Annotated in this window: 26 protein-coding genes; 13 read left to right on the top strand and 13 right to left on the bottom strand. The window is 63.2% G+C overall.

Annotated elements, in window-relative coordinates:
- Positions 1–27: 27 nt before the first annotated feature.
- The 3 genes from cimA to rarD all read left to right on the top strand — a co-directional run bounded on the left by cimA (position 28) and on the right by rarD (position 3,242).
- The gene (cimA, locus tag EB235_RS26445; protein ID WP_027034448.1) at positions 28–1,644 is read left to right on the top strand and encodes a citramalate synthase; all 1,617 of its coding nucleotides are present in this window, start codon (positions 28–30) and stop codon (positions 1,642–1,644) included.
- Positions 1,645–1,648: 4 nt separating this feature from the next.
- Positions 1,649–2,188, top strand: coding sequence for a hypothetical protein (locus tag EB235_RS26440; RefSeq protein WP_027034449.1), 540 nt, complete (start codon positions 1,649–1,651; stop codon positions 2,186–2,188).
- Between the two features lie 136 nt (positions 2,189–2,324).
- Complete coding sequence (gene rarD, locus EB235_RS26435) at positions 2,325–3,242, top strand: EamA family transporter RarD (RefSeq protein ID WP_027034450.1); 918 nt, start codon at positions 2,325–2,327, stop codon at positions 3,240–3,242.
- A gap of 33 nt (positions 3,243–3,275) precedes the next feature.
- Here the strand turns inward: rarD and EB235_RS26430 are convergent, their stop codons facing one another.
- Positions 3,276–4,274 carry a transporter gene (locus EB235_RS26430; protein WP_027034451.1) on the bottom strand — a complete coding sequence of 333 codons (999 nt, stop codon included), beginning with the start codon at positions 4,272–4,274 and terminating at the stop codon, positions 3,276–3,278.
- 174 nt (positions 4,275–4,448) lie between these two features.
- Positions 4,449–4,739, bottom strand: a complete 291-nt coding sequence (locus tag EB235_RS26425) for a muconolactone Delta-isomerase family protein (protein WP_027034452.1) — start codon at positions 4,737–4,739, stop codon at positions 4,449–4,451.
- Positions 4,740–4,850: 111 nt separating this feature from the next.
- Between EB235_RS26425 and EB235_RS26420 the strand changes: the two genes are divergently transcribed.
- On the top strand, positions 4,851–5,741 hold the full coding sequence (locus EB235_RS26420; RefSeq protein ID WP_027034453.1) for a LysR substrate-binding domain-containing protein: 891 nt from the start codon (positions 4,851–4,853) through the stop codon (positions 5,739–5,741).
- A 28-nt stretch (positions 5,742–5,769) separates the two neighbouring features.
- Here the strand turns inward: EB235_RS26420 and EB235_RS26415 are convergent, their stop codons facing one another.
- Entirely contained in the window at positions 5,770–6,381 is a 612-nt protein-coding gene (locus tag EB235_RS26415) for a TIGR00730 family Rossman fold protein (RefSeq protein ID WP_027034454.1), read from the bottom strand.
- Between the two features lie 157 nt (positions 6,382–6,538).
- Between EB235_RS26415 and EB235_RS26410 the strand changes: the two genes are divergently transcribed.
- On the top strand, positions 6,539–8,287 hold the full coding sequence (locus EB235_RS26410) for a LysM peptidoglycan-binding domain-containing protein (protein ID WP_027034455.1): 1,749 nt from the start codon (positions 6,539–6,541) through the stop codon (positions 8,285–8,287).
- Between the two features lie 26 nt (positions 8,288–8,313).
- Here EB235_RS26410 and EB235_RS26405 read toward each other — a convergent pair whose 3' ends face one another.
- Entirely contained in the window at positions 8,314–9,105 is a 792-nt protein-coding gene (locus EB235_RS26405) for an NAD(P)H-dependent oxidoreductase (RefSeq protein WP_027034456.1), read from the bottom strand.
- Between the two features lie 94 nt (positions 9,106–9,199).
- Here EB235_RS26405 and EB235_RS26400 point away from each other — a divergent pair, with 94 nt between their 5' ends.
- The 4 genes from EB235_RS26400 (at position 9,200) to EB235_RS26385 (ending at position 12,887) form a co-directional block, all read left to right on the top strand.
- Positions 9,200–10,132: a LysR family transcriptional regulator gene (locus tag EB235_RS26400; protein WP_027034457.1), complete on the top strand. Its 933-nt coding sequence runs from the start codon at positions 9,200–9,202 to the stop codon at positions 10,130–10,132.
- Positions 10,133–10,196: 64 nt separating this feature from the next.
- Positions 10,197–10,538 carry an ArsR/SmtB family transcription factor gene (locus EB235_RS26395; protein ID WP_027034458.1) on the top strand — a complete coding sequence of 114 codons (342 nt, stop codon included), beginning with the start codon at positions 10,197–10,199 and terminating at the stop codon, positions 10,536–10,538.
- A gap of 25 nt (positions 10,539–10,563) precedes the next feature.
- Positions 10,564–12,447 (top strand): ABCB family ABC transporter ATP-binding protein/permease, encoded by a 1,884-nt coding sequence (locus EB235_RS26390; protein ID WP_027034459.1) that lies wholly within the window; start codon positions 10,564–10,566, stop codon positions 12,445–12,447.
- Positions 12,448–12,539: 92 nt separating this feature from the next.
- The gene (locus EB235_RS26385; RefSeq protein ID WP_027034460.1) at positions 12,540–12,887 is read left to right on the top strand and encodes an antibiotic biosynthesis monooxygenase; all 348 of its coding nucleotides are present in this window, start codon (positions 12,540–12,542) and stop codon (positions 12,885–12,887) included.
- On the opposite strand, the gene EB235_RS26380 is transcribed toward EB235_RS26385, so the two are convergent.
- Both EB235_RS26380 and EB235_RS26375 read right to left on the bottom strand, forming a co-directional pair.
- Positions 12,884–13,750, bottom strand: coding sequence for an SMP-30/gluconolactonase/LRE family protein (locus tag EB235_RS26380; RefSeq protein ID WP_027034461.1), 867 nt, complete (start codon positions 13,748–13,750; stop codon positions 12,884–12,886). The two genes, EB235_RS26385 and EB235_RS26380, sit on opposite strands and share 4 nt — an antisense overlap.
- A 94-nt stretch (positions 13,751–13,844) precedes the next feature.
- On the bottom strand, positions 13,845–14,567 hold the full coding sequence (locus EB235_RS26375; protein WP_027034462.1) for a lysozyme inhibitor LprI family protein: 723 nt from the start codon (positions 14,565–14,567) through the stop codon (positions 13,845–13,847).
- A gap of 203 nt (positions 14,568–14,770) precedes the next feature.
- Between EB235_RS26375 and EB235_RS26370 the strand changes: the two genes are divergently transcribed.
- Together EB235_RS26370 and EB235_RS26365 are read left to right on the top strand one after the other, a co-directional pair.
- Positions 14,771–15,469, top strand: coding sequence for a phosphatidylserine decarboxylase (locus EB235_RS26370; RefSeq protein WP_027034463.1), 699 nt, complete (start codon positions 14,771–14,773; stop codon positions 15,467–15,469).
- Positions 15,470–15,472: 3 nt separating this feature from the next.
- Positions 15,473–16,291 carry a CDP-alcohol phosphatidyltransferase family protein gene (locus EB235_RS26365; protein ID WP_027034464.1) on the top strand — a complete coding sequence of 273 codons (819 nt, stop codon included), beginning with the start codon at positions 15,473–15,475 and terminating at the stop codon, positions 16,289–16,291.
- A gap of 27 nt (positions 16,292–16,318) precedes the next feature.
- On the opposite strand, the gene EB235_RS26360 is transcribed toward EB235_RS26365, so the two are convergent.
- Both EB235_RS26360 and EB235_RS26355 read right to left on the bottom strand, forming a co-directional pair.
- Positions 16,319–18,541, bottom strand: coding sequence for an AMP-binding protein (locus EB235_RS26360; RefSeq protein WP_027034465.1), 2,223 nt, complete (start codon positions 18,539–18,541; stop codon positions 16,319–16,321).
- A 139-nt stretch (positions 18,542–18,680) separates the two neighbouring features.
- Positions 18,681–19,088 (bottom strand): tautomerase family protein, encoded by a 408-nt coding sequence (locus tag EB235_RS26355; RefSeq protein WP_027034466.1) that lies wholly within the window; start codon positions 19,086–19,088, stop codon positions 18,681–18,683.
- A 114-nt stretch (positions 19,089–19,202) separates the two neighbouring features.
- Between EB235_RS26355 and EB235_RS26350 the strand changes: the two genes are divergently transcribed.
- Positions 19,203–20,066 carry a LysR substrate-binding domain-containing protein gene (locus EB235_RS26350; protein ID WP_027034467.1) on the top strand — a complete coding sequence of 288 codons (864 nt, stop codon included), beginning with the start codon at positions 19,203–19,205 and terminating at the stop codon, positions 20,064–20,066.
- Positions 20,067–20,226: 160 nt separating this feature from the next.
- On the opposite strand, the gene EB235_RS26345 is transcribed toward EB235_RS26350, so the two are convergent.
- The gene (locus EB235_RS26345) at positions 20,227–21,135 is read right to left on the bottom strand and encodes a DMT family transporter (protein ID WP_027034468.1); all 909 of its coding nucleotides are present in this window, start codon (positions 21,133–21,135) and stop codon (positions 20,227–20,229) included.
- A gap of 54 nt (positions 21,136–21,189) precedes the next feature.
- A complete protein-coding gene (locus tag EB235_RS26340; protein ID WP_027034469.1) occupies positions 21,190–22,077 on the bottom strand; it encodes a DMT family transporter in 888 nt (295 codons plus the stop codon).
- A gap of 236 nt (positions 22,078–22,313) precedes the next feature.
- Here EB235_RS26340 and EB235_RS26335 point away from each other — a divergent pair, with 236 nt between their 5' ends.
- Entirely contained in the window at positions 22,314–22,820 is a 507-nt protein-coding gene (locus tag EB235_RS26335) for an OsmC family protein (protein ID WP_027034470.1), read from the top strand.
- Positions 22,821–22,869: 49 nt separating this feature from the next.
- Here EB235_RS26335 and EB235_RS26330 read toward each other — a convergent pair whose 3' ends face one another.
- From EB235_RS26330 to purF, 3 genes are all read right to left on the bottom strand, one after another.
- A complete protein-coding gene (locus EB235_RS26330) occupies positions 22,870–23,088 on the bottom strand; it encodes a hypothetical protein (RefSeq protein ID WP_027034471.1) in 219 nt (72 codons plus the stop codon).
- 160 nt (positions 23,089–23,248) lie between these two features.
- The gene (locus EB235_RS26325; protein WP_027034472.1) at positions 23,249–23,989 is read right to left on the bottom strand and encodes an SDR family NAD(P)-dependent oxidoreductase; all 741 of its coding nucleotides are present in this window, start codon (positions 23,987–23,989) and stop codon (positions 23,249–23,251) included.
- A gap of 91 nt (positions 23,990–24,080) precedes the next feature.
- Positions 24,081–25,550: an amidophosphoribosyltransferase gene (gene purF / locus EB235_RS26320; RefSeq protein ID WP_027034473.1), complete on the bottom strand. Its 1,470-nt coding sequence runs from the start codon at positions 25,548–25,550 to the stop codon at positions 24,081–24,083.
- Positions 25,551–25,617 lie beyond the last annotated feature (67 nt).

Below are 25,617 nucleotides of genomic sequence, written 5' to 3'. Positions count from 1 at the left end.
GGAGGGTGCGCAGGCACCCACGCAGCCATGACAAAGCAACGCCTCTATCTCTTCGACACCACACTGCGCGATGGTCAGCAGACGCCGGGCATCGACTTTTCCGTCGAGGACAAGATCGCGATTGCAAAACTGCTCGACGCATTCGGCATGGACTATGTCGAGGGCGGCTATCCCGGCGCCAACCCGACTGACACTGCGTTCTTTCAGCAGAAACGCACGGCACGGGCCAAATTCGTCGCCTTCGGCATGACCAAGCGGGCAGGGGTGTCGGCGTCCAACGATCCCGGCCTTGCTGCCCTCGTGCAGTCGAAGTCGGACGCCATCTGCTTTGTCGCCAAGAGCTGGGACTATCATGTCCGCGTCGCGCTCGGCTGCACCAACGAGGAGAACCTTGACTCGATCAAGGCCTCGGTCGAAGCGGCAATCGCTTCGGGCAAGGAGGCAATGGTCGACTGCGAGCATTTCTTCGACGGCTTCAAGGCCAATCCCGACTATACGCTGGCCTGCGCGAGGACCGCCTATGATGCCGGCGCACGCTGGGTGGTGCTGTGCGACACCAATGGCGGCGCGCAGCCTTCGGAAGTACGCGTCATCGTCGACAAGGTCATCGCATCAGGCATACCGGGCGATCATCTGGGCATCCACGCCCATGACGACACCGGCCAGGCGGTTGCCAATTCGTTGGCCGCCGTCGAGGCCGGGGTGCGTCAGATCCAGGGCACGCTGAACGGCATTGGCGAGCGCTGCGGCAATGCCAATCTGATCTCGATCGTGCCGACGCTGGCGTTGAAGCCGGCCTTTGCCGATCGTTTTGTATCAGGCATTTCGACCGAGGCGCTGACGGGCATCTCCAGACTGTCCCGTGCCTTCGACGAATTGCTGAACCGCGCCCCGGAAGCGCAGGCGCCCTATGTCGGCGCCTCGGCCTTCGCCACCAAGGCAGGCATCCATGCCTCCGCACTGGCCAAGGAGCCGGCGACCTATGAGCATGTGCCCCCCGAATCCGTCGGCAACCGCCGCCGCGTCATGGTCTCCGATCAGGGCGGCAAGGCCAATTTCCTCGCCGAGCTGAAGCGACGCGGTATCGACGTGCCCAGGGACGATCACCGGCTCGACGCGCTGATTGCGGTGGTTAAGGAACGCGAGGCAGAGGGCTATGCCTATGAGGGCGCCGATGCGTCCTTCGAGCTACTCGCTCGCAAGATGCTGCATGGCCTGCCGGAATTCTTCAACGTCACTTCGTTTCGCTGCATGGTCGAGCGCCGCTTCGACGCCAACGGTCAGCTGAAGACGGTCTCCGAAGCGATCGTGAAGGTCGAGGTCGACGGCGAGGAGAAGATGTCGGTCGCCGAAGGGCATGGCCCGGTCAACGCGCTCGACATCGCGCTGCGCAAGGACCTCGGCAAATACCAGAGCGAGATCGTCGACCTCGAGCTCGCCGACTTCAAGGTGCGTATCCTCAATGGTGGCACCGAGGCCATCACCCGCGTGCTGATCGAATCTCATGACGGCACCGGTGCGCGCTGGTGGACGGTCGGGGTTTCCGAAAACATCATCGACGCTTCGTTCCAGGCGCTCATGGATTCAATTGTCTACAAGCTGATGAAGAACCGCGAGATGGCTGGGCTGGTGGCGGCGGAGTAGGCACGTGGGCTTCTCGATAAGCTGGTTTGGCTTCCGCGGTTACGGGATCAAGGAAGCCGCAGCCTTGTTCGGCAGGGAAGTCGGTAGTTCGTCGGAAGATTTCGATGCCACGGTGAACGCTTATCGCAGCGAAAAGAATTGGGCGATTATCATCCTGGGCTACTGCAGCTTTCCCAATCCTCCCGACAGCTATCTGTCGGCGTTCTCGCAGGGCAGGGAAATGGTCGTCGTGCACATAGAAGAACATGCGATGTTCGCTCGCGCCGAACTTTGGAGCAGCGGAAAGAACATCTGGAGAGTATGGCATAGCGGCGACAAGAACGTCAGGGACCTTCATACCACAGGTGATCTCCCAACATCCTTTGAAAGCCTAAGGCAGGCGGCCTTTTCAAAACAGGATAAAGAAGATTCCAAACGCTCAGGAGTCGACTCCGTTTTCGACATTCCTCTCGATCTTGCCGCAGAGCTGACGGGCTTCAGGCATGATGAGCGCGCGCCCGACAGGCTGTTCTTTGAGCTTGTCGAGAAGCCCATCCAAAAATGAGCTGACAAGTTTGCTGCCATAGCTCTCGGGGACGCAGGTCTTCGAAGGCAGCCGCTTGAACCATCAGCGAAAGTCCATTGATCCATCAGAACTTTGCGATGGTCTTGCCAAGACTACTGGGCCATAGCGTTGGCCCATGGCCACTGAAGCAATTGCCCTCGACGCAGATTCACAAGCCCGCCGTGGCTTCCTGCTGGCGCTGGGTGCCTATCTCTTGTGGGGATTGCTGCCTTTCTACATGAAGGCCGTGGCCCATTTGCCGCTTGCCGAGGTGATTGCTCACCGCATCGTCTGGTCCGTGCCGATCGCGGCAGTGGTTCTGGTCTGGGCCGGCCGCACAGCGGATTTCAAGGCCGCAATTCGCTCGCCGCGCACCATCGCCATGGCCGCGCTGACGGCCGCGCTCATCTCGGTCAACTGGGGCATCTATGTCTGGGCGATCGCCGTCGACCGCACCGTCGAGACCGCGCTCGGCTATTATATCAACCCGCTGGTGGTCGTTGTGGTCGGTGCGCTGCTGCTTGGCGAACGGCTCAACCGTTTGCAGATCGCGGCCGTGGTGCTGGCGGCGGTGGCGGTGACTGTGCTGACCATCGAGGGCGGCAAGCTGCCCTGGGTTTCGCTGGCGCTGGCGTTTTCGTTCGCCGCCTATGGCTTCTTCCGCAAGACGTTGCCCATCGGCCCGAGCCCGGGATTCCTTGTGGAGGTCTTGTTGCTATCGGTGCCGGCGCTCGGTTACATCGTCTACCTGATCGCGACCGGGCAGGACCATATCGTGTCAAGCAGCGGTACCGATACGGCGCTGCTGATTGGCTGCGGTCCAATCACATCGATACCGCTTCTGCTCTTTGCTTTCGGCGCCAAGCTGTTGCGGCTCTCCACCATCGGCATCATGCAATACATCGCGCCGACCATGGTGTTCCTCATCGCTGTGCTGATCTTCGATGAGCCGTTCGGCACCACCCAGGCCGTCGCCTTTGCCCTGATCTGGGCAGCGCTCGCGATCTATTCCTGGTCGATGCTGACGACAGCGCGCAAAGCGGCTGCCCGATAGGCTTCGGTGCAAGACATTGCCGACCGGCTGCCGCTACAGTCCCCGGCCGAGCCGCCTGACGAACAGGTAGGTGGCCAAAGCGATAACCACCGACACAGCCGTCACCACCCAGAAGCCCGCTGGCGTGTCGACCAGCGGCAGCCCGCCCACATTCATGCCGAAAAGACCTGAGATAATGGTCATCGGCAGCAGCACCGCTGTCATGACCGAGAGAACATAGAGCAACTGGTTCGACTGCATCGTCAGCTTGGCCATCAGCTCGTCCTGCAAAAGCCTCGTGCGCGCCTGCAACTGCTCTCCGTCATGATAGAGCGTCTGCGCCCGGTGCGAGAGCCGGGCCGCCATGTCGTTGATCGGGTCAGGCAACTCGTCGCGATGCGAATGGTCGAGATGCCGGAACAGGTTTGTGAGCGTCGCCATCTGCCGGTGGATCACCACCAGCTGCCGGCGCGCCTCGACCAGCGCTTGCCGCTCATTGTGCCATGCATCGCGCACGACGCGGTCCTCGATGCCGTCGAGCGTGTCGCCGAGCTTGCCAAGTTCGATCGCCATGCCATCGAGCGACTGGCCCATGACCGCCTCGATCAGGTCCGCCGGCGAGCGGAATTTCCGAGCCCCATTTTCCACCACCTTGCGGACCGCGTCGACCGATTCCAACGGCTGCTTACGGGCGCCGATCAGCATCGTGTCGTTGAAGGCGAAGCGGAAATGGACGAGCCCGCGCGCTTCCGAAAAGTCGTGCTTGAGATCAGGCAGATCGCCATAGAGCCAACCATCCTCATAGTCGATGTGGCAGCCATGGCTGGGTGCCAGGAATGCATCGCGCGCCGGGGCCGGCAGAGCCTGCTCGGCAGCGATTTCCTGGCGGGCGTGGAGATCGGTGATCTGGTAGCTGCGCCAGGTCCAAAGTGCTTGCGCGGGGTCCTTGGTACGGGAACCTTCAGCGGTGAAATGGTAGATGAAGAACAGCCCGTGTTCATCGGGCAAATAGGGCGAAAGATCAGTGCCTTCGGCGGGGAGGGCGATATTCATTGTCGCTTCTCCAGATGGTCCAAGCAACGAACCGCGCTAGCGGCTCAACTGCCAGGTTTTAGCATGCGAGAAGCCGGTTTCGTGTGACAGTTTCTTGACGGTCGATCACACTGTGTCGAGCAGTAAGCGTGGTGACGGCGCGCCTGCGCCGTCACCACTCGCGATTGAGGTAATTCAGCGCTTCGGCCCAAAACCGGGATAGGGGTTGAGCGGCACGATCACGGCGATGTCCATCATGCCGGCCTTGATCAGCGGCAAAGTGGCGAGATGGCCGCGCACTTCGGCGTCGTCGGCCGCCTCCAACATCATGCCGCTGCCGGGAATGTCGCCGCGGTTCCAGACCTGGCGCACAGCGCCTTCGGCATAGAGCGTGCGCCGCTGCTCGGCCTCGCCGGGCAGGAGCGGTGCGAAGTCAGCGTCGCTGAACTTTGCGGTGTTGCGGGTAAGAAGGGCAAAGAACTGCATGTCGGTCTCCTCTGGGTTGGGATGACCGATTATTGCTTTTGGCTGGTCAGACTGTCCAAGACTGATTAGGCTAAAGTTGAGACCTATCAGGACTTGAAGCTTCGGAGGAAAATGTTCGACCTGCGCCAGATCAGATATTTCGTCACCGTCGCCGAAACCGGCAATGTCGGCCGTGCCGCCGAAATCCTGCATATTTCGCAATCGCCGCTCAGCCGGCAGATCATGCAGCTTGAGGAGCAACTGGGCGTTGCTCTGTTCGAACGGACCAAGCAACGGGTTCATCTCAATGTCGAGGGGCGCGCCTTCCTCAGCGAAGCCCGCGCGCTGCTCGCCAATGCGCGACGTGTGGAGGAGTTCGGTCGCAACCTGGCTAGCGGTGCGGTCGGCCGGCTCGCCATCGGCTATGTCGAAGGCGCCGTGCATGCCGGGCTTGTGGCTGAGATGCTCAGGCAATTTCGCCGTGAGCGGCCCGATTTCCATCTTCAGCTCAGGAGCAGTCGCACGGCGGCGCAGTTTGAGGATCTGCGGCAGCGTGTGCTCGATCTCGGCTTCGTCTACGCTCCGGCCCCTGCCGACGATCCGGACATCGAAAGCATGTTGGTGCGGTGCGAGCCGCTGGTGCTGGCGATCCCCGAAGATGATCCGCTTGTCGAGATGTCAGACATCGGGCCGGGGCACCTCGATGGCCGCACCTGGATCACCGTGGTGCGCCAGCCTGACGACACCAATCGCGGCCAATTCCTCGCCGCTTGCGCCAAGGCCGGCTTTCTGCCCGACATCGCCTATGAAACAGCCGATCCGCTGACTTCGCTCGGCCTGGTCAGCGCAGGCCTTGGCCTGGCGACGGTGCAATCCAGCCTGCGTGCCGCAGCACCGCCGCGGATCGTGTTTCGCGATCTGCCATGGTTCGACCGCACGGTTTCTATTCATCTGGCCTGGCGGCGGCAGGACCGGCGGGCGGTGATTGGGGATTTGCGGAGGGCAGTAGGCAGTAGGCAGTAGGCAAGCCCTATTCCCTACGGCCTATTCCCTACATCTTGTCTATCACTGACTGCACGCCCTCGGTCGGCGCATCGACGGAAGAACCTGCCACCATGATGGCGGCGACGATTGCTTCCGGATCGTCGATCACCAATGGCTGAACGCGTTTTGCAGTATGGATGAAACCCTCTGCCGCCATGTGATCAAGCAACGACAGCATCGGGTCCCAGAATCCGTTGACATTGCCGAAGACGATCGGCTTGCGGTGATGGCCAAGTTGCGCCCAGGTCATGATCTCGACGATCTCCTCGACTGTGCCGATGCCGCCCGGCAGCGCCACAAAGGCGTCGGATTTCTCGAACATCTTGTGTTTGCGCTCATGCATGTTGTCGGTGATCAGCAACTCGTCGAGCCGGTCAAGCGCGGTTTCAGTTGCCTCCTTGTTGATCAGGAAGCGGGGAATGATGCCGGTGACCTTGCCGCCGGCCTTGAGCGTGCCTTCGGCGACGGCGCCCATGATGCCTTTGGTGCCGCCGCCATAAACCAGCCGCAAGCCTGCTTTGGCAATCGAGCGCCCAAGCAGGTGTCCGGCCTTCGCATAGATTTCATCGCGGCCCGGTGACGAGCCGCAATAGACGCAGACGGATCGAATCGTGTTCATGCAACTGATCGATAATGAGGTTCGCAGTTAAGGGTCGTGAACCAGATTTATGAGTTCACGACCGAGGTCAAGCCCAAGGGGTCAACAAGCCGGGCTTTTTCTTGTCGGCTTTGGCAAAACACGCTAGACCGGCATTAGGTGGCTAAGGGGTGGGAATATGGCAATTAATCCATTGAAGGGGTTTCTGTTCGCGGCGGGTGGGACCGTCGCGGTGGCAGGAGCCGCCTATGTATCGGGCGCACTGGACCCGTATCTTCATCCAGTGCCGCCGGCGCAGGTAGCGGCCTTGACGCCGCCCGAGACGCCGAAACCGGCGGATCCCGGCACGGAAGGGCGCCTGCCGGCGCCGGCGGTACCTGCTGCTCCCGCCGCGGCGCCTCAGGCGACGGCCCCGGCCGCACCGGCAACGACAGCCCCAGCAGCCCCGGCAACGGCGGCTCCAGCGCCGGCTGCACCTGCAACCGAGGCCAAAGCACCGGCAGCACCCGCGACTGATGCGGCGGCACCGGCCGCGCCCGCCACATCAGGCCCGATCGCGCCGACTTTCGATGTCGTGCGCGTCGAGGCCAACGGCTCCATCGTGGTTGCCGGCAATGCTGCACCCAATTCCAAGGTCGAGATCCTCAACGGCACGACCGTGCTGGGTTCGACAGTGGCGGGACCCGATGGTGCCTTTGTCATCGTGCTCGACGATCCGCTGAAGCCGGGCGACTATACGATTTCCCTGCGCGCGACCGTCGGCACGGTTGTGACCGCCTCCGCGCAGACCGCTGTGGTTTCGGTTCCCAAGGATGCCGCCGGCCAGGTGCTGGCCATGGTCGAGGAGCCGGGCAAGCCGGCCGAACTGCTCACGGTTCCGGCGCCTGAGACCAAGCCAGCCGCGCCGGCAACTGGCAATCAGGCTGCCGCTCCGGCTGCCCCGGCGCCAGCCGCTCCGGCGGCTGAGGCGCCCGCAACGGCTGCTCCGGCGCCGGCTGCAACGACACCAGCGCCGGCCGCCGTCGAGGCGGCGCCCGCCCCGACGGCACCGGCAACGCCGCCCGCCGCGGCGGTGGCGGAACCCAAGATCGTGGTCGAGGCGGTCGAGATCGATGGCAACAAGATCTTTGTCGCCGGCCTTGCCGATCCGGGCCGCAAAGTGCGCGCCTATGCCAATGACATCCTGCTCGGTGACGCGCAGACCTCACCAGACGGTCATTTCCTGGTCGAGGCCACACGTGACATTCCGGTCGGCAGCTACACCATCCATGTCGACGGCCTCGATGCCGACGGCGTGAAGGTGGTGGCTCGCGCCGCCGTGCCGTTCGAGCGCGAGCCGGGCGAAGCAGTTGCCGCCGTGGCGCCCGCCGACACCAAACCTGCAGAGACGAAGCCCGCCGAAGCAAAACCGGCTGAAACGAAACCAGCCGCACCCGCTACTGCCGAGGCGCCTGCCGCTCCAGCGCCATCGGCGCCGGCTGTTGTCGCGGCTGCTCCGGCCGCGCCCGCGCCGGCTCCAGCCGCGCCAGCCACCGAGGCACCAGCGCCGGCTCCAGCCGTTGCCGCCGCTCCGGCCGAGACGGCACCAGCCGCACCGGCGGCTCCCGCCACCGAGGCTCCGGCCGTCGTGGCGGCCGCAACACCGCCAAGCGACGTGCCCGAAGTGGTGTCGCCCAAGCTCGAACATGCCGACGGCGCGGTCATCATCCGCCGCAACGACACGCTGTGGCGGATTTCGCGGCGGGTCTATGGTCACGGCGTGCGCTATTCCACCATCTACCTGGCCAACCAGGACCAGATCAGCGACCCTGACCGCATCTGGCCCGGGCAGGTGTTCAAGGTTCCGGAAAAGTCGAAGGAAGGCGAAGCCGCCGACCTCAAGGCCATGGGCGAACAGGCGACGACCACGCCTACCAAGACGGAATAGCCAAGGCTATCGAACGGTCGAGTGCGCTAGCTCGTTGGACCGCTCAGGTGAAGTTTGAACCCGGTCATGTTCTGATCGCCCAGCTCAGGGCGCAGGTTCATGATCGGGATCAAATAGTCGCCGCCATTCTGCCGGCGATAGGGGATAGGCTGGGTGATAGGGAGCGTCCTCATCCTCTCGCGCAGGCATTCGGCAGTCGGCTCGAAGTCGGCTTCACGGAAGCGATCGACGCTGTAGACGACGAACGGCGGCAGCACGTCGTAGCCGGGGTAGTAGAGGATCCCGTGATTGATCGGGAACAGCAGATCGTCGATCTCTCCGTTGATGCCACGCGGCGCATAGTGCTCGTTCCAGCCACCGGCCGTCACGATGAGCATTGCGCGCTTGCCGACCAGCGTTCCTTCCCCGTAGCGGTCGCCCCACCGCTTGTCGCTGTGTTCACCGACACCGTAGGCGAAGCCGTAAGCGAAGACCCTGTCGACCCAGCCCTTGAGGATCGCCGGCATGGCAAACCACCACAGCGGGAACTGGAGGATCAACGTATCCGCCCACATCAGGTTTGCGATCTCGGCCTTGACGTCCTCTGTCAGTGCGTCGGCCTCAAACGATTTTTTCGACGCGGCGGCAGGCTTCAGCCGCGCGTCTGAGTCCAAAACCGGAAAATCGGCCCGATCGACCACTGATTTCCAACCCTGGGCGTAAAGGTCCGTCACCCGCACTTCGTGGCCTTGTGCTTCGAGTTCTTGGACGGCGACGTGTCGGAGCGCTGCGTTGAGTGAGCGCGATTCAGGATGAGCGAAGACAAGCAGGATTTTCATGCAGGTGACTCCAGGGGTTGAAAACCTGTCAGTCAGGTAGGCAATATCGCGGTAATCCGCTATGTATCGGCAATGCATATGATTGTGCCAAATAATGGATAAATCGGATATCACCTTCGAACGCATGCGGACTTTCGTTCGTGTCGCGGAGCGGGGCAATCTGTCATCGGTTGCCGGCGAACTCGGCATCGGGCAATCGACAGTCACGAGGCATTTGCAGGAGCTCGAGGAGGCAGTGGGAGTGCCTTTGCTCAGCCGGACCACCCGGCGGGTCACGCTGACCGATGAGGGCAGCCGCTACTATGCAAACAGCATCCAGATCCTGCGTCTTGTCGAACAGGCCAGCGACGAAGCGCGCGGCGCGCTTGGTGCACCGACTGGCACTATCCGCATATCCTGCACCGCCGCTTTCGGGGTTCTGCACACCAGCCGGCTGATCTTCGCCTTTCAGGAGCGATATCCCGATATTGGAATCGACCTCAGCCTTACCGACGAACGCGTGGATCTCGTCCGGGAGGGTGTCGATATCGCACTTCGCCTGGGGCCGCTTACGGACAGCTCGTTGAGGCTGCGTGCCCTCGGCCTGTCGCGGCGCCTGCTCGTGGCATCGCCAGACTATCTGGCGATTAGAGGCCGGCCGGTGGTGCCGTCGGACCTGTCCGGACATGAGGGCATAAGGATGTCGAATGTGGCGGGCAGTGAAACTCTTGCCTTGCAGGCCGCCGGCGGCGAACGCCATATGGTTCCATTCGCGGGACGATTGCGTGTCGACCATGGACTGGCCGCGCGCGCAGCCCTGGTCGCGGGTCGAGGGATCGCACCGGCTCATCGATGGCTCGTCGATGATCTTTTGGCAGCGGGCCAGCTTGAGACGATACTGGATGATTATTCGCTGCCGTCCGTCGCGTTGAACATGCTGATTGTCCCGGAGCGCGCGGGCGTTGCAAGGGTCCGCCTCCTGCTGGACTTTCTGGCTGAACAGATTGCCGGCATACCGGGGATCGAGAAGTCCATCTCGCGGCGTTAGCCGCTATCTCTGCCCAGAAGAGTAGCTTGCGGTGGTGCCAACCATCGGTTATCGCCGATGGACGATGATCGACATTCCCTTCGAAACCCACGGACCCAACGCCATTTCGAGCGCGCCCGACAGCCGTGCAATCGCCGCCCGGCTGGCCGCGCTTTCGCATCCGGCGCGCATCGAAATCATCAAGCACCTCTCCGCCAGCAATTCGTGCTGCTGCCGCGAGGTCGTCGACCGTTTCGATCTGGCGCAGTCGACGGTCTCACAGCACCTGAAGATACTGGTCGAGGCCGGCCTGGTCCGCTTCGAGCCCGACCGCCAGCGTTCCCGCTACGCGGTTGACCGCGCGGCACTTGCCGAAATATCGGCATCGCTGAACGCCCTCGTCAATTCCTGCTGCTCCGGCCGCTGACCCTCTCACCCAAAAGGCAAGAAAAGTGGTCGAAAAAACCGTCTCCGCCGAAACATCCACACTGACGACATTGCGCAACCTCTGGCCCTATATGTGGCCGGCCGACCGCGCTGATCTCAGGGCACGCGTCACCTGGGCGACGCTGCTGCTTGTCGTCGCCAAGGTGACCCTGGTCGCCGGCCCCTATTTCTTCAAATGGGCAACCGATGCGCTGGCCGGCGGCTCCAAAACGCCGCCGCCGCTGCCGTCTTTCCTGCTCGCCCCGGTGATGCTGGTCATTGCCTACAACGTGCTGAGGCTCGTCCAGCTCGGCTTCAACCAGCTGCGCGATGCGCTTTTTGCCCGCGTTGGCCAGCATGCGGTGCGCCAGCTCGCCTTCCGCACCTTCGTCCACATGCATCAGTTGTCGCTGCGCTTCCATCTCGAGCGCCGCACCGGCGGCCTGTCGCGGATCATCGAGCGCGGCACCAAGGGCATCGAGACGATCGTACGCTTCATCATGCTGAACACGGCGCCGACCATCCTCGAATTCGCGCTGACCGCTGGCATATTCGGTTTCACCTATGGCTGGAAATACGTGGCCGTGGTCGCAGCCACCGTCTGTCTTTATGTCTGGTTCACCGTCAGGGCCAGCGACTGGCGCATCTCGATCCGCCGCGACATGAACGACAGCGACACCGACGCCAACACCAAGGCGATCGACTCGCTCTTGAATTTCGAGACGGTCAAATACTTCACCAACGAAGCCATGGAAGCCGAGCGCTTCGACCGCTCTATGGCGCGCTACGAGATCGCCGCCACCAAGACCTGGACTTCGCTCGGCTGGCTGAACTTTGGCCAGGGCATCATCTTCGGCCTCGGCACCGTCGTCGTCATGTGCATGTCGGCGCTGGAGGTCCAGGCCCACACGCAAACGGTTGGCGATTTCGTTTTCATCAACGCCATGCTGATTCAGTTGTCCGTGCCGCTCAACTTCATCGGCTTCATTTACCGCGAAATACGCCAGGGCCTGACCGACATCGAGCACATGTTCGACCTGCTCGACGTGCCGCAGGAGATCATCGACAAGCCTGATGCGAAGGCTCTGGTCGTTGGTGCCGGCAAGGTCGAGTTCCGCGACGTGCATTTTTCCTACGACCCGAATCGCAAGATCCTGAAGGGTGTCTCCTTCGAGGTGCCGGCCGGCAAGACGGTCGCCATTGTCGGGCCCTCGGGCGCCGGCAAGTCGACCATCTCGCGTCTCTTGTTCCGCTTCTACGACGTGCAGGGCGGCCAGGTGCTGATCGACGGCCAGGACGTCAGGGATGTCACCCAGGACAGCCTGCGCGCGGCGCTCGGCATGGTGCCGCAGGACACTGTGTTGTTCAACGACACCATAGCCTACAACATCCGCTATGGCCGCGTCGGGGCGAGCGAAGAGGAGGTGCGGAAGGCCGCCGAACTCGCCCAGATCGGCCCGTTCATCGAGAAGCTGCCCGACGGCTACAAGTCGATGGTCGGCGAGCGCGGGCTGAAGCTGTCCGGCGGTGAGAAGCAGCGCGTCGCGATCGCCCGCACCATCCTAAAGGCGCCGCCGATCCTGATGCTCGATGAAGCGACCTCGGCGCTGGACAGCCACACCGAGCAGGAGATCCAAGCAGCGCTCGACCTCGTCAGCAAGGGCCGCACCACCATTGTCATTGCCCACCGTCTGTCGACGGTGATTTCCGCCGACGAGATCATCGTGCTCAAGGACGGCCAGATCGCTGAGCGCGGCACCCATATCGAACTGATGCGAAAGCATGGCCTCTACGCCTCGATGTGGGACCGCCAGCGCGAGGCGACCGAGGCCGAAGAGCGGCTGCGCCTCGCCCGCGAAGGCGACGAACTCGGCGTCATCGTTCGCCGCCGTACGTCGGAGGTGTCGTAGGAGAAAAATCCGCTTGACCTCAACTTAAGTTGAGATTGTACGCCGTTTCCCGGAGCCCGAAAACACCACGATCCAGGAACGGAACAATTGAAATGAGCGATATAAATCAGACTATTAACGGCGGCAGCGTGTTCAGGGTGGACAAGTTCGTCGTCCCGGCCGCTGCCCGCGACGAGATCCTCACCAAGGTCAGGACGACGCACGAATTGCTGCGCCAGCAGCAGGGTTTCGTGCAGGATTTCCTGCTTGAGCAATTTTCGGGACCGGGCGAATTCAATCTGGTGACGATCGTCGAATGGGAGAGCCAGGCGGCTGTCGACAAGGTCGTGCCGATCGTCAAGGCGGCGCAAGAACGCGTTGCCTTCAACCCGCAGGAGACTCTCGCCCGGCTCGGCGTGCGGGCCGACATCGCCAACTACCAGCGGGTTCCCGGGCTTTAGCCCGGCCAGCCGACGCCAGGTGCCGGCGCTTCAATGCTGAGCACCTGGCCGGTTCTGATATCGCTGACCATGTGCTCGAAGCCACGCCATTCGGCGGCGGCAATGAACAGCGTCTTCCTGTCCACACCGCCCAGCATGCAGGCAAAACAGCCGCGATCCACGGTGACGGTCTGCAGCACTTCGCCGCCTTCGCGCACGCGCGCACACTGCTTGTTGGGAACATCCGCGTACCAGACCGCGCCTTCAGCATCGAGGCAGATGCCGTCTGGGTAGCCGTCTAGATCGGCCCAGACGCGCCGGTTGGACAGGGTGCCGTCGCCGGCGATATCGAAAGCGGTCAGCCGGTTGGCATGGGATTCAGCAATGATCAGCGTCTTGTTGTCCAGGGTCACCGCCATGCCGTTGGCGAAGGCTATATCCTCCGCCACCTGCCGGACCGCGCCATCCGGAGTGATCAGGACGATGGTGCCCGGGCCGAATTGCTGGCCGACAGCCGGCGCCGGCCTACCGCCATTGACATAGATGTTGCCGCGCCCATCGACGACGATCTCGTTCCACGGACTTTTCGACAGGCCGCGCAAATCGGCATGGGTGACGAGCCTGCCATCGGCTTGTTGCCGCAACAACAAACCTTCCCGGCCTGAGACGACGAGCAGCCGTCCGTCCGGCAGCCAGGCGATGGAATAGGGCAGGACGGCCGGCACAGTGAGCACGATCTCGCATTTGCCGTCGGCGTCGATGGCGACAATCTCTCCGGTACCCCAGTTGCAGAGCCATAAACGTCCGTCATGCCAGCGTGGCGATTCGCCGAAGGCGAGGCCCTCCGTGACGAGACGAGCTTTGATGCCGGATGATGTCTGCATGATCAAGAGCCTCCATTGCGCGTGCACCATCGGCCCTTGCGGCGCGATGAGGTGCTATCTCACCAAGGACGGGCGAGGCGGCGATCTCCCGACACTAGTCTTTCTGCTTTTCGCCCAGGAAGAAGGTGCCATCGACATGGCCGTTTGCACCGCATGAGGGCGGCTCCGAAGCGCCATCCTTGCCGGTACCGCTTTGCCCGACGACAAGCGCATCGCCATTGCGGCGGAAGGTGAAGACAAACCCGGTCGGCTTGTCGCTGTCGTCTGTATCGACCAACCGCAAGCTTTTGCCGGCCTTGACCGTGCCGTCGATATCGCACTCACCGCCGCCGGAGACAGGATTGGCGACGTCTTCCGACACGTCGAGCTTGCCGGCGGCCGCCGCCTTGATCTCGACCGAGCCGCGTGTGCTGCTCCATGTGCCGATGAAGCCGGTATCGGCCGGCTTGCGGATGCCTGTAAGGAACGTCGCGCGGTCGCGCAGGAATTCGCCGAGATCGAAAGTCTGCTGGTCCTTGGGCGTGTTCTCGTTGAAGCCGGCAATCTGGTCGCGATATAAGATGAAATCGCTCTGGTCGTCCCGCAAGGCCTTGCCGGCATGAGGGTCGAGTGTCTTCAGCAATGCCGCATAATTCTTCGCCATGTCGGCGTCGGCCTGCGCCAAGGCAGGGTCGGCGCAGATGGCCTTTTCCGCCACGCTGGCAGCCTTGGCGCAGTCGAAGGATGGCTTGGTCTGTGCCTGCGCAGGGCCGGACACTACCGGCACCATGGCCAACACCAGTGCAACAACGTAGCCCGTGCATTTTCGGCTTTTCATGAGGGTTTTCCCGCCCAGGTCGGAATTCTGACGGCAATGGAACAGGCGTGCAAGCCGGTCGCCACTTCACGAAACGCGGAGCGTCCGGCTGTCCGGGCACGACCGGCTCTTGCCCGTTCGCCCGCGCGGCCGATTGTTGCGTTGCGGCGAAGGGGGCTTTCGGCTATTGAGGCCGGACTTGAAACGGAGCCTGCCCCAGCCCGATGAGCCTTGTCGATACGGTCAAGAACGCGTTCGTACCGATCCATCGCGAGGGCTATCCCTTCATCGCGGCCTTTGGCGCGGCAACGCTGTTCCTCGGTTATTTCTCCTCGATCCTGTTCTGGATCGGCCTGATCCTGACCGCCTGGTGCGTTTATTTCTTCCGCGACCCCGAGCGGGTCACGCCAGTCGACGACCGCCTGGTGGTGAGCCCTGCCGATGGCATCATCTCGGCGGTCGGTCCGGCTTTGCCGCCGCGCGAACTTGGCCTCGGCAATGTCGAGATGACCCGCATCTCGGTGTTCATGAACGTCTTTTCCTGCCATGTGAACCGCGCCCCGGTGCGCGGCCGCATCGCCAGGATCGAACATCGGCCGGGAAAATTCCTCAATGCCGAACTCGACAAGGCGAGCACCGAAAATGAACGCAACGGCCTGGTCATAGAGAGCCCCAACGGCACCGTGGCCGCCGTCCAGATCGCCGGCCTGGTGGCGCGCCGCATCGTTTGCTGGGCGGAAGCCGGCGCTTCGATCGGCACTGGCGAGCGTTTCGGCCTGATCCGTTTTGGCTCGCGCGTCGACGTCTTCCTGCCTCTGACCGCGACGCCGCGTGTCGCCGTTGGCCAGACGGCGGTCGGCGGTGAAACGGTGCTCGCCGAATTCGGCGGGGTCGCCGGCACGCCCCTCGTACGGATATCCTGAGCGGTGGGCACGCAATACAAAAAATTCGAGGCCCATGCCAGCGGCGGTCCGCGCATCCGCGAGATCCCGATGCGCATGGTGCTGCCCAATCTGGTCACCGTGCTTGCCATCTGCGCCGGCCTGTCCGGTATCCGTTTCGGCTTCGAAGGTCGCTTCGAACCGGCCGTGGTGATGGTGCTGCTGGCGGCTTTCCTCGACGGTATCGACGGCCGCCTAGCGCGGATGCTGAAGGCGACGTCCAAATTCGGCGCGCAAATGGATTCGCTGGCCGACATCGTCAATTTCGGTGTGGCACCCGCTCTGGTGCTCTATGCCTTCCTGCTCGACCGCGCCGGCTCGCCCGGCTGGATCGCGGCGCTCCTGTTCGCCATCGCCTGTGGGCTGAGGCTTGCCCGCTTCAACGTGCTCGACGACGAGAAGGCCGAACGGCCGCTTTGGCAGTCCGAATATTTCGTCGGCGTGCCGGCGCCGGCCGGCGCGGTGCTGGTGATGCTCCCGCTCTATCTGTATTTCCTGCGTTTCGGGGTGGAGCCCAGCCGCCCGGCAGCCTTCGTCGCCACCGGCTTCACCATCCTGGTCGCCTTCCTGCTGGTCAGCCGGCTGCCGGTCTATTCCGGCAAGAGCATCAAAATCCCTGGCGACAGGGTGCTGCCGGTCATTCTGGCCGCGGTGCTCTACATCCTGTTGCTGATGACCTATCCTTGGTACACGCTGACGGCCTCGGTCGCAGGCTATCTGATCTTCCTGCCGTTCTCCGTGCGGGCCTATTCGAAGCGCGCCAAGCTTGAGGGCGAGAAGGTGCCGCCTTCGGACATAGGTTAAAAGGTCCGCCGAAGTCCTTGATCTGACTCAGGCAGCCACTCCCAGCCCCAGCCTGTCGATTGCCAGCTTTCGTGTCGAGACATAGTCAGTCTTGCCCGAACCGAGCACCGGGATTTCCTCCACCTTGACGATGTCGTTGGGCACCATCAATTCAGCCGCCCCTGCCTGTTTGCCGAACTTGCGCAATTCGTCGGGGTTGGCATCGTCGGCGGTGGTGACCAGCACGATGCGCTCGCCGCGCCGCTTGTCCGGTACCGCAACCGCCGCATGGCGTTCTTCCGGCCATAGCGATTGCACCAGCATCTCGACCGCACCCAGCGACACCATCTCCCCGGCAATCTTGGCGAAGCGCTTGGCTCGGCCGCGAATGGTGATGAAGCCTTCCCGGTCGACTGCGACGATGTCGCCGGTGTCGTGCCAGCCGGTCAGCGGCTGCAACTCACCAGGGCGGTCAGCGGTCATGTAGCCCATCATCAGATTCGGCCCGTCGAGCCACAGCTGGCCGGCGTCCGAAATGCCCTCGACCGGTTCCAGCTTCATGCGCATGGCCGGTAAGAGCCGGCCAACAGTGCCGTCGCGGCCATGGATGGCGGTGTTGACGGCAACCACCGGTGCAGCCTCGGTCAGCCCAAAACCTTCGATGATCTCGGCCTGGAAGCGCTCGCGATAGACGCGGCGCGTTTCAGGCTTCACCGCCTCGGCGCCGGCGACGACGAAGCGCAGGCTGGAGAAATCGCCATCCTTGGCGGTGCGCGCATAGTTGGCGAGGAAGGTGTCGGTGCCGAACATGATGGTCGGCTTCACCTTGCGCGCGATCTCGGGGATGATCTTGTAGTGCAGAGGCGAGGGGTAGAGGAACAGTTTTACTCCGGTGACCAGCGGCAGGATGGTGCCGCCCGTCAGGCCAAAGGAATGGAACACCGGCAGCACGTTGAGCAGGATATCGGCCGGCGAGATGGTGATGCGCGCTTCGGCCTGCATGGCGTTGGCGAGAAGGTTCTTTTGCGACAGGACTACCGCCTTCGGCGTGCCTTCCGAACCCGAGGTGAACAGGATCACCCCCGGCTTGGCCGCATCCTGCCGCTGCAGCGGCCAGCGCCATAGCAAGGCGGCGGCAAGCTTGTCCAGCGTGGTGACGCTGGTGCGGATATCCTCCAGCCACAGAAGTTTGGCGCCGCCCTTTTCGACCGCACCGACGATGTCGGCGAGATCGGCTTTCTCGACGAAAGCGCGCGAAGAGATGACGGTGCGGATAACGGCCGTGCGCACGGCAGCGGTAACGCTCGCCGGTCCGGCCGTGTAATTGATCATCGCCGCCACCCGGCCCGCCGAGAGAAGGCCGACCAACGACAGCACGACGCCATTGGCGTTGGGCAGCATCACTCCGACCGCTTCGCCCGGCGCCGTCACCGCTTCGAAGCGCTTGCCCAGCACGCGCGCGCCGATGAACATCTTGCGATAGCTCAGCCCACCAGAGATGACGTCCTCGATGATCGGATGCGAGGCGCCGACCCTGGCCGCCGCATCGCGCATGGCCAGGAACAGGCCGCGATCGAGATCGGTGCCGAAAAGCCGCGCCTCGGCGACGCGGTCGAACAGCGCATTGGTGTTCGATGCCTGATCCGGATTGCGCGCCACCAGTTCGGCGATGGTCATCGGCTCCAGCACGCTGATCGACAGTTGGGGAAACCAGTGCCGCAGTGCCTTGTCCGCTGGCGTCAGCGACACAGGCAGGCTGCGCGCGCCGGCGACGAAGATCGGCACGATGCGGGCGTCCGCCTGCATGGCAATGCGGGTGACGGCGCGAAACAGCCGAAACGTCTTGATGTCGGGCTCGACCGCATCCGGCAGATAGACGGCGAGCCGCCCCTTGCCCTTCAGCACGCGCACCAGCCGGCGGCTGACGAAGACATGTTCGGCATTGAAGGCGATGGTGCGGCCAAGTTCGCGCCAGGGTTCGAGCCATGGCGAGCGCGCCGAGACCTCGTCGAGTATGTGCAGCGTGTCATCAGGCAGCAGCGACAGCATCAGCGCCGGTTCGAAGCGCGACTGGTGCGAGATCACGTAGATGACAGGAGCCTGCGCCTTGCGCGCGATACGGATGCGGTTGTCGCTGATCCGGTAGGCGAGCTTGAACGGCACATAGAGCAGCGCCTGGGTAAAACGCAGGCCGAGGCGGAATTTTTCCACCACGCCGATCAGCAGCCAGGCCGCAACAAGACCCGCAAGCAGCGCCAGTGTCAGGATCATGCCGCATCTCTCCCAACGATTTTTGTCATCGCGGCTCTGCGGCCGCTTCGGAGGTAGAGGGTAGCGGAAGTAGGCCCGAGGTCAATGTGTGAAGAGGCTGTGTTCCTCCTCCCTCCGGAAGGAGAAGGAACAAGACCCCTCATGCCGCCTTCAATCGCCCGCTGATGAAGCGGAACTCCTGCGTCTTGCCGCCATAGCCATAAGCGGCGGCGGGCACCTCATGCACGAAGGCATAGCTTTCCTCGTGCACACCGCCCAGCAGACGGCCGAAGGCGCCGAAGATAGCCTTGAGATAGGCTTCCAGCTCGAGCTTGGTGTTGGTGCCGTCGACCACCTTGATATCGAGCCAGAACGTGTTGGTGCCGTGCTCGGCCAGCGACTTGCCGCCGGCGAACCAGTGCTGCGGATCGATATAGGATACGGCAACGGCGGTGATCGTTGGATCCTTGCGCAACTGCGTGGCGGTGATCTCGGTGATCTCCTTGGCGATGCGGGCGGAAAGGGCGGCGTCGGGCTTGCCGGTGACGCTGATGTTGATGATGGGCATTTTTCTTTTCCTTGGTTTCTAGCGGCATCTGATCGCCGTTGGAGAGACCATGTCATCAACCTTGAATCAAAAAAATCGAATTGTTTTCAATTTAAGATTCGATAATATCGAATTATGGAAACGCTCGATCCGGATCTGCTCAAAACCTTCCTCGCTTTCGTCGACAGCGGCTCGCTGGCGCAGGCGGCTTCAACTGTCGGCCGTTCGCCTTCGGCCGTGACTGCCCAGATGCAGCGCCTGGAGGAGATTGTCGGCGAGCCGCTTCTGGCGCCGCAGGGGCGGGGTCGTGGGCTGACGTCGGCCGGCGAGGACCTTGTCGGTCATGCCAGGCGCATTCTCGCGGTGCACCGCGAAGCGTGGCTGGCGCTGAAGGGGGCACAAGCCGCCGGGCGTGTCGCCATCGGCACGACACAGGATTTCGCCGATAGTGGCCTGCCTGACCTGCTGCGTGCCTTCGCCACCAGCCATCCACGCGTCAGGATCGAATTGCGGGTCGGCCGCTCCACTGAGCTGGCGCAGGCACTGCAGGCCGGCAGCCTCGATCTGGCGATCGTCATGCGCCAGGCCGCCGCACCTGACGAGGTCGGCGTCCTGCGCGAGCCGATGATATGGCTGTGTTCGCAGAAGGGACTGGCCTCGCGACAGGAAGAGCTGCCGCTGGCGCTGCTCGATCCCTATTGCGGGTTTCGCGAGGCCGCACTCGCGGCGCTCGATGCCGCCGGCCGCCGCTACCGCATAGCCGCCGGCAGCGCCAGCCTGGCCGGCCTGCGCACGGCGGTGAATGCCGGCGTTGCGCTGACCTTGCGAACCCCGCGCTTTGCCCATTCCGGCATTGTCGAAGCACCGCGCGAGCTTGGCCTGCCGCTGGTCCCGATGGCTGAGTTCGCGATCCGGCTGCGCTCCGGCGCCGATGCTCCCGCTGGCGATCTGGCGGCGCTGCTCAGCGGCAACCTGGCAATGTCGGGACATCTCGGTTGAAGCCGCAGGTCTAGATATCCGCGGCTGATACCAAAGAAAAAGCCGACCTTGCGGTCGGCTTGGGAGTAGGACGGGCCGAGGGGTTTGGGGGACTTGGGGGGTGGCCCGTCGCACCAATAATGCCTGACCCCGATGATGGTTCCGTGACCGTGTCACTTTTTTAAGAAATATTTGACGCTGCCTGCTGCGAGCGTGCCACCAGCCAGTCGCGGCCGGCATGGGCAAACACCGCGCAGAGCACGATGGCGCCGCCTATCATGCTGGCCGTTGGCGCGATCTCCCCCAGAAACAGAAAGGCAAACAGGATCGCGAACGGCACCTCGGCCGAGCCGAGCAGCCCAGATTCGGCCGCCGGCAGCAGTCGGGCGCCCTCGGTCCACAGGATCGACGACAGCGCGAAGGATGCGCCGAAGGTCACGAGCAGAACAGCATCCCTTGGCGACACCGCCAGCGGATCGGTGACGAACCAGCCAAGTACAAACAACAGAAAGGCCGAAACCGCGCCGGCCCACACCACCGGCGTGTCGCGGAAGGCGCGCACCATGATCATGTAGAGGCCGCTGCCGATGGTCATCAGCAGCGCCAGCCCGTCTCCGAACAGATGGCCTGTGCCGAAGCCTGACCAGACCATGATCGCCACGCCGCAAAGCGAAACGGCCGCGGCGACCATCGTCTGCAACCGGAAGGGTTCGCGCGTCAGCACCCAGGCCAGCAATGCGGTGACGAAAGGCGCGGTGGCGTAGATGACCGCGACATTGGCGACGTAGGTGAATTTGAATGCCGAAATGAAAGCGATGCTCGCCAGCGCGCCTTCGACCGCCAGCAGCCAGCCGCGCCAGCCCAACCTCAGGCTTTCGCGTCCGCCGGAGCGGTGCCGCCGCCACAGCACATAGAGGCTGATGAGGATCGAGCCGACAAAGCCACGCCAGCAGATGATCGTCAGCGGGTCGGCATGGATCGATTTTGTCAGCACGCCGGTCAGCGCAAAGACGGCCGCCGAACAGGACACCAGAATGATGCCCAGCGTGCGCTCGGCGACAGTGTCTGTGGTGGCGGTCACATCAGTCATGCCGCCAGCCTACGCCGGTGCGTCCTGACATCGTAGCGTCAGCAGTGATGCACATCACAGCCGCTTGCGGAAATGCTCGCCGCCGACGATCAGCAGGCCGGCGGCGACGATAAGGGTAGCGCCCAGGAAGACTTCGCGGCGCGGTACGTCGCCCCAGATCGCGAAGCCGAGCGCGAACGCCCACAGCAGCGAGCTGTATTCGAGCGGCGCCAGGATCGATGCCGGCGTGCGCTTCATGCCCTCGAAGAGCAGATATTGCGCCAGGCCGCCGAGCGCGCCGACGCTGGCAAGAAGCAACAATTGGGTCAGATCAGGCGTATGCCACCACAACAGTGCCGGCACCGCCGAAAACACCAGGAAATAGAAATTGTTGAGCAGGAGCTGGATCATCGAGCGTTCGGCTAGCGCGGTTCTGCGCAGGAGCACGATGGCGATGGCCCACAAAAGAGCGGCCGCCAGCACCAGCAGCACCGGCAGGGACAGGCCGAGATGGGTCGGATCACAGGCGACGAAGACGCCGACAAAGCCGATCAAAACCGCCAGCCAGCGCAGCATCGGCACCTTTTCACCGAGCAGGAACACCGAAAGCACGGTGACGATGATCGGCGCCGCGTAATAGACGGTGGTCAGTTCGGCAAGCTGCAGGCTGCGCGCGGCGTTGTAGTAACAGAGCCAGGCGGCAAGCGTAAAGGCGCTGCGCACCAGCATTGGCCGCACGATCGGCGAGCGCGCTGCGTCGGCAAACAGCTGCCGTCCGCCGATTGCCGCGCAGGCGCCGAGGATGGTGATGCTGCGGAAGAACATGATCTGCCAGACGGTCATTCCGGTGACCAGCAGCTTGATAGAGGCGTCCTGCGTCGAAAACAGCAGATAGGCGGCACCGGTCAGCAGGATTCCGGCGAAAACCCTCTCGCGTGTTTCGAGGATGGCGATATCGGCCATAAGGCACGGGACCAGTGTTGCGGGAGGCGACAGCAACGGTACGAGGAGTACTCGAGGACTCTGCGTAATCAGGCCCCGGCTTCAAGCTATACGGGTGAAAGGCGAGACAGTGCTACGCCCAGCCCCGAGCTTGCGTTGGGGCAGGGATTGCGGGCTTGCTTCCGGAACGCGATCGGCACTTAAATCGGACAAAGCCACGCTGCTGGCTGGCCGCAAAAGCGAAAGAGGCAACGGAAATGGATGCAACCGAATTGAAGGCGATGCAGGCGCCGCTGAAGCAGGCCTATCGCGACGACGCTTCGCAGGCGCTGATTACACTGAGAGCGAAGGGCTCGATCGACGACCAGTCGGTGGCCTGCAAGATCGAGACGGGCAGGGCGATCGCAATTGCAGGTCTGCATCCGGCAACCGGCGGCTCGGGGCTCGAGCTCTGTTCCGGCGATATGCTGCTTGAGGCCTTGGTGGCTTGCGCCGGGGTGACGCTGAAGGCGGTGGCGACGGCGCTCGAGTTCAAGCTTGGCGCCGCCACTGTTGAGGCCGAAGGCGATCTTGATTTTCGCGGCACGCTCGGTGTCGCCAAGGACGCGCCGGTCGGTTTTCGTGCCATCCGCCTCAATTTCAGCCTCGACACCGATGAACCGCAGGAGCGCATCGACTCGCTTTTGAAGCTGACCGAGCGCTATTGCGTGGTGTTCCAGACCATCAACCAGAAGCCGGAACTGACGGTGAGCGCCCGGCGCTGAAATAACAAGGCCCGCAGCCCTTGGCTGCGGGCCTTGTTGTAACGGATATCTACTGCGCTGCCGGCTCTTCGGCATCGCCTTCATCGGTGAAGGGCGATGCGCTTGGCACGCACTGTATGGACCAGCCGGTGGGTGTCGGCTGCTTCTGATATTCGGTGATGGCGGCGGTGCACTGTTCGCGCTTGTCGAAGGTGCTGGGGAGCACGACCATGCCGCCCTGCGGGCCGGCGATTACCAGATACCAAACCAACGCTGCGGTCGTAGCCATGGGGATGTCCTTGTTCTGCCCAGCTCGGGCGCTCGTTGTTGTGGGAGTCTATACGATCCTACCAACTCTGTGGAAACGACGAAAGCATGACAGAAGCGCTGCTTTTCTCGCTCAGATCACAGCCGCGTGATGATACGGCGGATTTGCATGCCGGATACGGCTATTCGGGCTGCCTATAGGCGACAAAACGGTTGTGCTTGGCCTGGAAGATCAGGCCGGTTTCCTTCAGGTCCGGGCTGGCCAGCGGCACGATGCGCTTGGCGATCTCGGAGGGGTGCGGCAGCATCTCCGGATCCTCGCCGGGAACCGCCTGGGCCCGCATAGCGGTGCGGGTGGCACCCGGGTCGGCGGCATTGACGCGCAGCGGCAGGCTTTGCGTCTCATGCGCCCAGGAGCGCATCATGGTCTCGACGGCCGCCTTCGATGCCGCGTAAGGCGCCCAGAAGGCGCGCGCCGAATGCGCCGCGTTGGACGACAGGATAATGGCCCGGCCGGCATCGGAAAGCCTGAGCAGCGGGTCGACCGAGCGGATCAGCCGCCAGGTCGAGGTGACGTTGATGGTCATCACCTTCTCGAAGGTCTTTGCCTCGACATGGCCGATCGGCGAGATGACACCGAGCACACCGGCATTGGCGACGAGAATGTCGAGCTTGCCCCAGCGTTCATGGATGGCGCCGCCCAGCCGGTCGATGCCGGCCATGTCGGCGAGATCGAGCGGCACCAATGTCGCCTGGCCGCCGGCTGCCTTGATCTGGTCGTCGAGTTCTTCCAGCCCACCGACCGTGCGCGCCACCGCGATGACATGTGCACCGGCGGCGGCCAATTCCCTGGCGATGAAATAGCCGATGCCGCGCGAGGCGCCGGTGACGACCGCGACGCGGCCGGTAAGGTCGAGGGTCATGCGAGAATTTCCGTAAGGTGGTCCAGAGCAATTCCAGGAAAAGTGTGAAGCGGTTTTCCGTCTGGAATTGCGTCAAAACAAAGAGTCTGGCCTACGCCCCGTTGTTCGCCAGCAGCGACAGCGTGCGCACATTGTCGTGGCCTTCGAAGTCGAGCAGGCGGGTCGGGTACTGGCCGGTGAAGCAGGCGTCGCAGAACTGCGGCTGATCGTTGTCGCGGCCCGCCTCGCCGACGGCGCGGTAGAGCCCGTCAATCGACAGGAAGCCGAGCGAATCGACACGGATGAACTCGGCCATCTCTTCCACCGACATGCGCGATGCCAGCAGCTTCGACTTCTCCGGCGTGTCGACGCCGTAGAAGCACGACGCGCTGGTCGGCGGCGAGGCGATGCGCATGTGCACTTCCTTGGCGCCGGCGTCGCGAACCATCTGCACGATCTTCTGGCTGGTGGTGCCGCGCACGATCGAATCGTCGACCAGCACCACGCGCTTGCCCTCGATCATGCGCCGGTTGGCGTTGTGCTTGAGCTTGACGCCCATGTGGCGGATCGAATCGCCCGGTTGGATGAAGGTGCGGCCGACATAGTGGTTGCGGATAATGCCGAGCTCGAAAGGAATGCCCGCGGCCTGGGAAAAACCGATGGCCGCCGGGGTGCCGGAATCCGGCACCGGCACGACGATGTCGGCCTCGACCGGGTTCTCCTGCGCCAGTTCGGCGCCGATGCGCTTGCGCACCTCGTAGACGTTGCGGCCTTCGACCGAGGAATCCGGTCGTGCGAAATAGACATATTCGAAGATGCAGAAACGGGTCTTCTGCGGCTCGAACGGGAACAGGCTTTCAATGCCCTTGGAGGTGACGACGACCATCTCGCCGGGTTTCAGGTCGCGCACGAAACGCGCGCCGATAATGTCGAGCGCGCAGGTTTCGGAGGCGAGAATCCAGGCGCCGTCGAGATCGCCCAGCACCAGCGGGCGGATGCCGAGCGGATCGCGGCAGCCGATCATCTTCTTGGCCGTCATCGCCACCAGCGAGAAGGCGCCTTCGACCTGCCGCACCGCGTCGATGAAGCGCGAGTTGAGGTCGCGCTCCTTGCTGGTCGCAACCAGGTGCAAAAGCGTCTCGGTGTCGGAGGTGGATGAGAAGATCGCGCCCTGCTTCTGCAGCGCGCGCTGCACCGTCATGGCGTTGGTCAAATTGCCATTGTGGGCAACGGCAAAACCGCCATCGGCCAATTCGGCGAAGAAGGGCTGGATGTTGCGCATGCCGGCGCCGCCAGTCGTGGCGTAGCGCGTATGGCCAATGGCGCGGTTGCCTTGCAGGCTGTCGATGACGCGCTGCTTGGTGAAGGTGTCGCCGATCAAGCCGACATGGCGTTCGACATGGAACTGGGTGCCGTCGTAGGAGACGATGCCGGCCGCTTCCTGGCCGCGATGCTGTAGCGCATGCAGCCCAAGGGTGACGATGGCGGCTGCGTCCTGCCGGCCAAAAATGCCGAACACGCCGCATTCGTCATGGAAATGGTCGTCGGCCTCGGCGGAAAGCACGTCGTCTGCGTCTGCCATCTTAAGCTCCGCTAAAATCGCCATATAAGGTGCTCACGCGTCGAAAGCAACGCACACTGTGCAGTCG

Source organism: Mesorhizobium loti R88b, from assembly GCF_013170845.1.
Lineage (GTDB): Bacteria > Pseudomonadota > Alphaproteobacteria > Rhizobiales > Rhizobiaceae > Mesorhizobium > Mesorhizobium loti_B.
Note: the sequence above shows the minus strand (reverse complement) of the source record. Positions and strands in the feature narration are given on the sequence as shown.

Excerpts from the sequence above, each read along its gene's own strand:
- EB235_RS26430 (WP_027034451.1), bottom strand. The coding sequence starts at position 4,274 with ATGAATATCGCCCTCCCCGCCGAAGGCACTGATCTTTCGCCCTATTTG.
- EB235_RS26350 (WP_027034467.1), top strand. The coding sequence starts at position 19,203 with ATGGAAACGCTCGATCCGGATCTGCTCAAAACCTTCCTCGCTTTCGTC.
- EB235_RS26425 (WP_027034452.1), bottom strand. The coding sequence starts at position 4,739 with ATGCAGTTCTTTGCCCTTCTTACCCGCAACACCGCAAAGTTCAGCGAC.
- cimA (WP_027034448.1), top strand. The coding sequence starts at position 28 with ATGACAAAGCAACGCCTCTATCTCTTCGACACCACACTGCGCGATGGT.
- EB235_RS26325 (WP_027034472.1), bottom strand. The coding sequence starts at position 23,989 with ATGACCCTCGACCTTACCGGCCGCGTCGCGGTCGTCACCGGCGCCTCG.
- EB235_RS26380 (WP_027034461.1), bottom strand. The coding sequence starts at position 13,750 with ATGCAGACATCATCCGGCATCAAAGCTCGTCTCGTCACGGAGGGCCTC.
- purF (WP_027034473.1), bottom strand. The coding sequence starts at position 25,550 with ATGGCAGACGCAGACGACGTGCTTTCCGCCGAGGCCGACGACCATTTC.
- EB235_RS26400 (WP_027034457.1), top strand. The coding sequence starts at position 9,200 with ATGGATAAATCGGATATCACCTTCGAACGCATGCGGACTTTCGTTCGT.
- EB235_RS26340 (WP_027034469.1), bottom strand. The coding sequence starts at position 22,077 with ATGGCCGATATCGCCATCCTCGAAACACGCGAGAGGGTTTTCGCCGGA.
- EB235_RS26395 (WP_027034458.1), top strand. The coding sequence starts at position 10,197 with ATGATCGACATTCCCTTCGAAACCCACGGACCCAACGCCATTTCGAGC.
- EB235_RS26420 (WP_027034453.1), top strand. The coding sequence starts at position 4,851 with ATGTTCGACCTGCGCCAGATCAGATATTTCGTCACCGTCGCCGAAACC.
- EB235_RS26355 (WP_027034466.1), bottom strand. The coding sequence starts at position 19,088 with ATGCCCATCATCAACATCAGCGTCACCGGCAAGCCCGACGCCGCCCTT.
- EB235_RS26345 (WP_027034468.1), bottom strand. The coding sequence starts at position 21,135 with ATGACTGATGTGACCGCCACCACAGACACTGTCGCCGAGCGCACGCTG.
- EB235_RS26405 (WP_027034456.1), bottom strand. The coding sequence starts at position 9,105 with ATGAAAATCCTGCTTGTCTTCGCTCATCCTGAATCGCGCTCACTCAAC.
- EB235_RS26410 (WP_027034455.1), top strand. The coding sequence starts at position 6,539 with ATGGCAATTAATCCATTGAAGGGGTTTCTGTTCGCGGCGGGTGGGACC.
- EB235_RS26360 (WP_027034465.1), bottom strand. The coding sequence starts at position 18,541 with ATGATCCTGACACTGGCGCTGCTTGCGGGTCTTGTTGCGGCCTGGCTG.
- EB235_RS26330 (WP_027034471.1), bottom strand. The coding sequence starts at position 23,088 with ATGGCTACGACCGCAGCGTTGGTTTGGTATCTGGTAATCGCCGGCCCG.
- rarD (WP_027034450.1), top strand. The coding sequence starts at position 2,325 with ATGGCCACTGAAGCAATTGCCCTCGACGCAGATTCACAAGCCCGCCGT.
- EB235_RS26335 (WP_027034470.1), top strand. The coding sequence starts at position 22,314 with ATGGATGCAACCGAATTGAAGGCGATGCAGGCGCCGCTGAAGCAGGCC.
- EB235_RS26415 (WP_027034454.1), bottom strand. The coding sequence starts at position 6,381 with ATGAACACGATTCGATCCGTCTGCGTCTATTGCGGCTCGTCACCGGGC.
- EB235_RS26370 (WP_027034463.1), top strand. The coding sequence starts at position 14,771 with ATGAGCCTTGTCGATACGGTCAAGAACGCGTTCGTACCGATCCATCGC.
- EB235_RS26385 (WP_027034460.1), top strand. The coding sequence starts at position 12,540 with ATGAGCGATATAAATCAGACTATTAACGGCGGCAGCGTGTTCAGGGTG.
- EB235_RS26375 (WP_027034462.1), bottom strand. The coding sequence starts at position 14,567 with ATGAAAAGCCGAAAATGCACGGGCTACGTTGTTGCACTGGTGTTGGCC.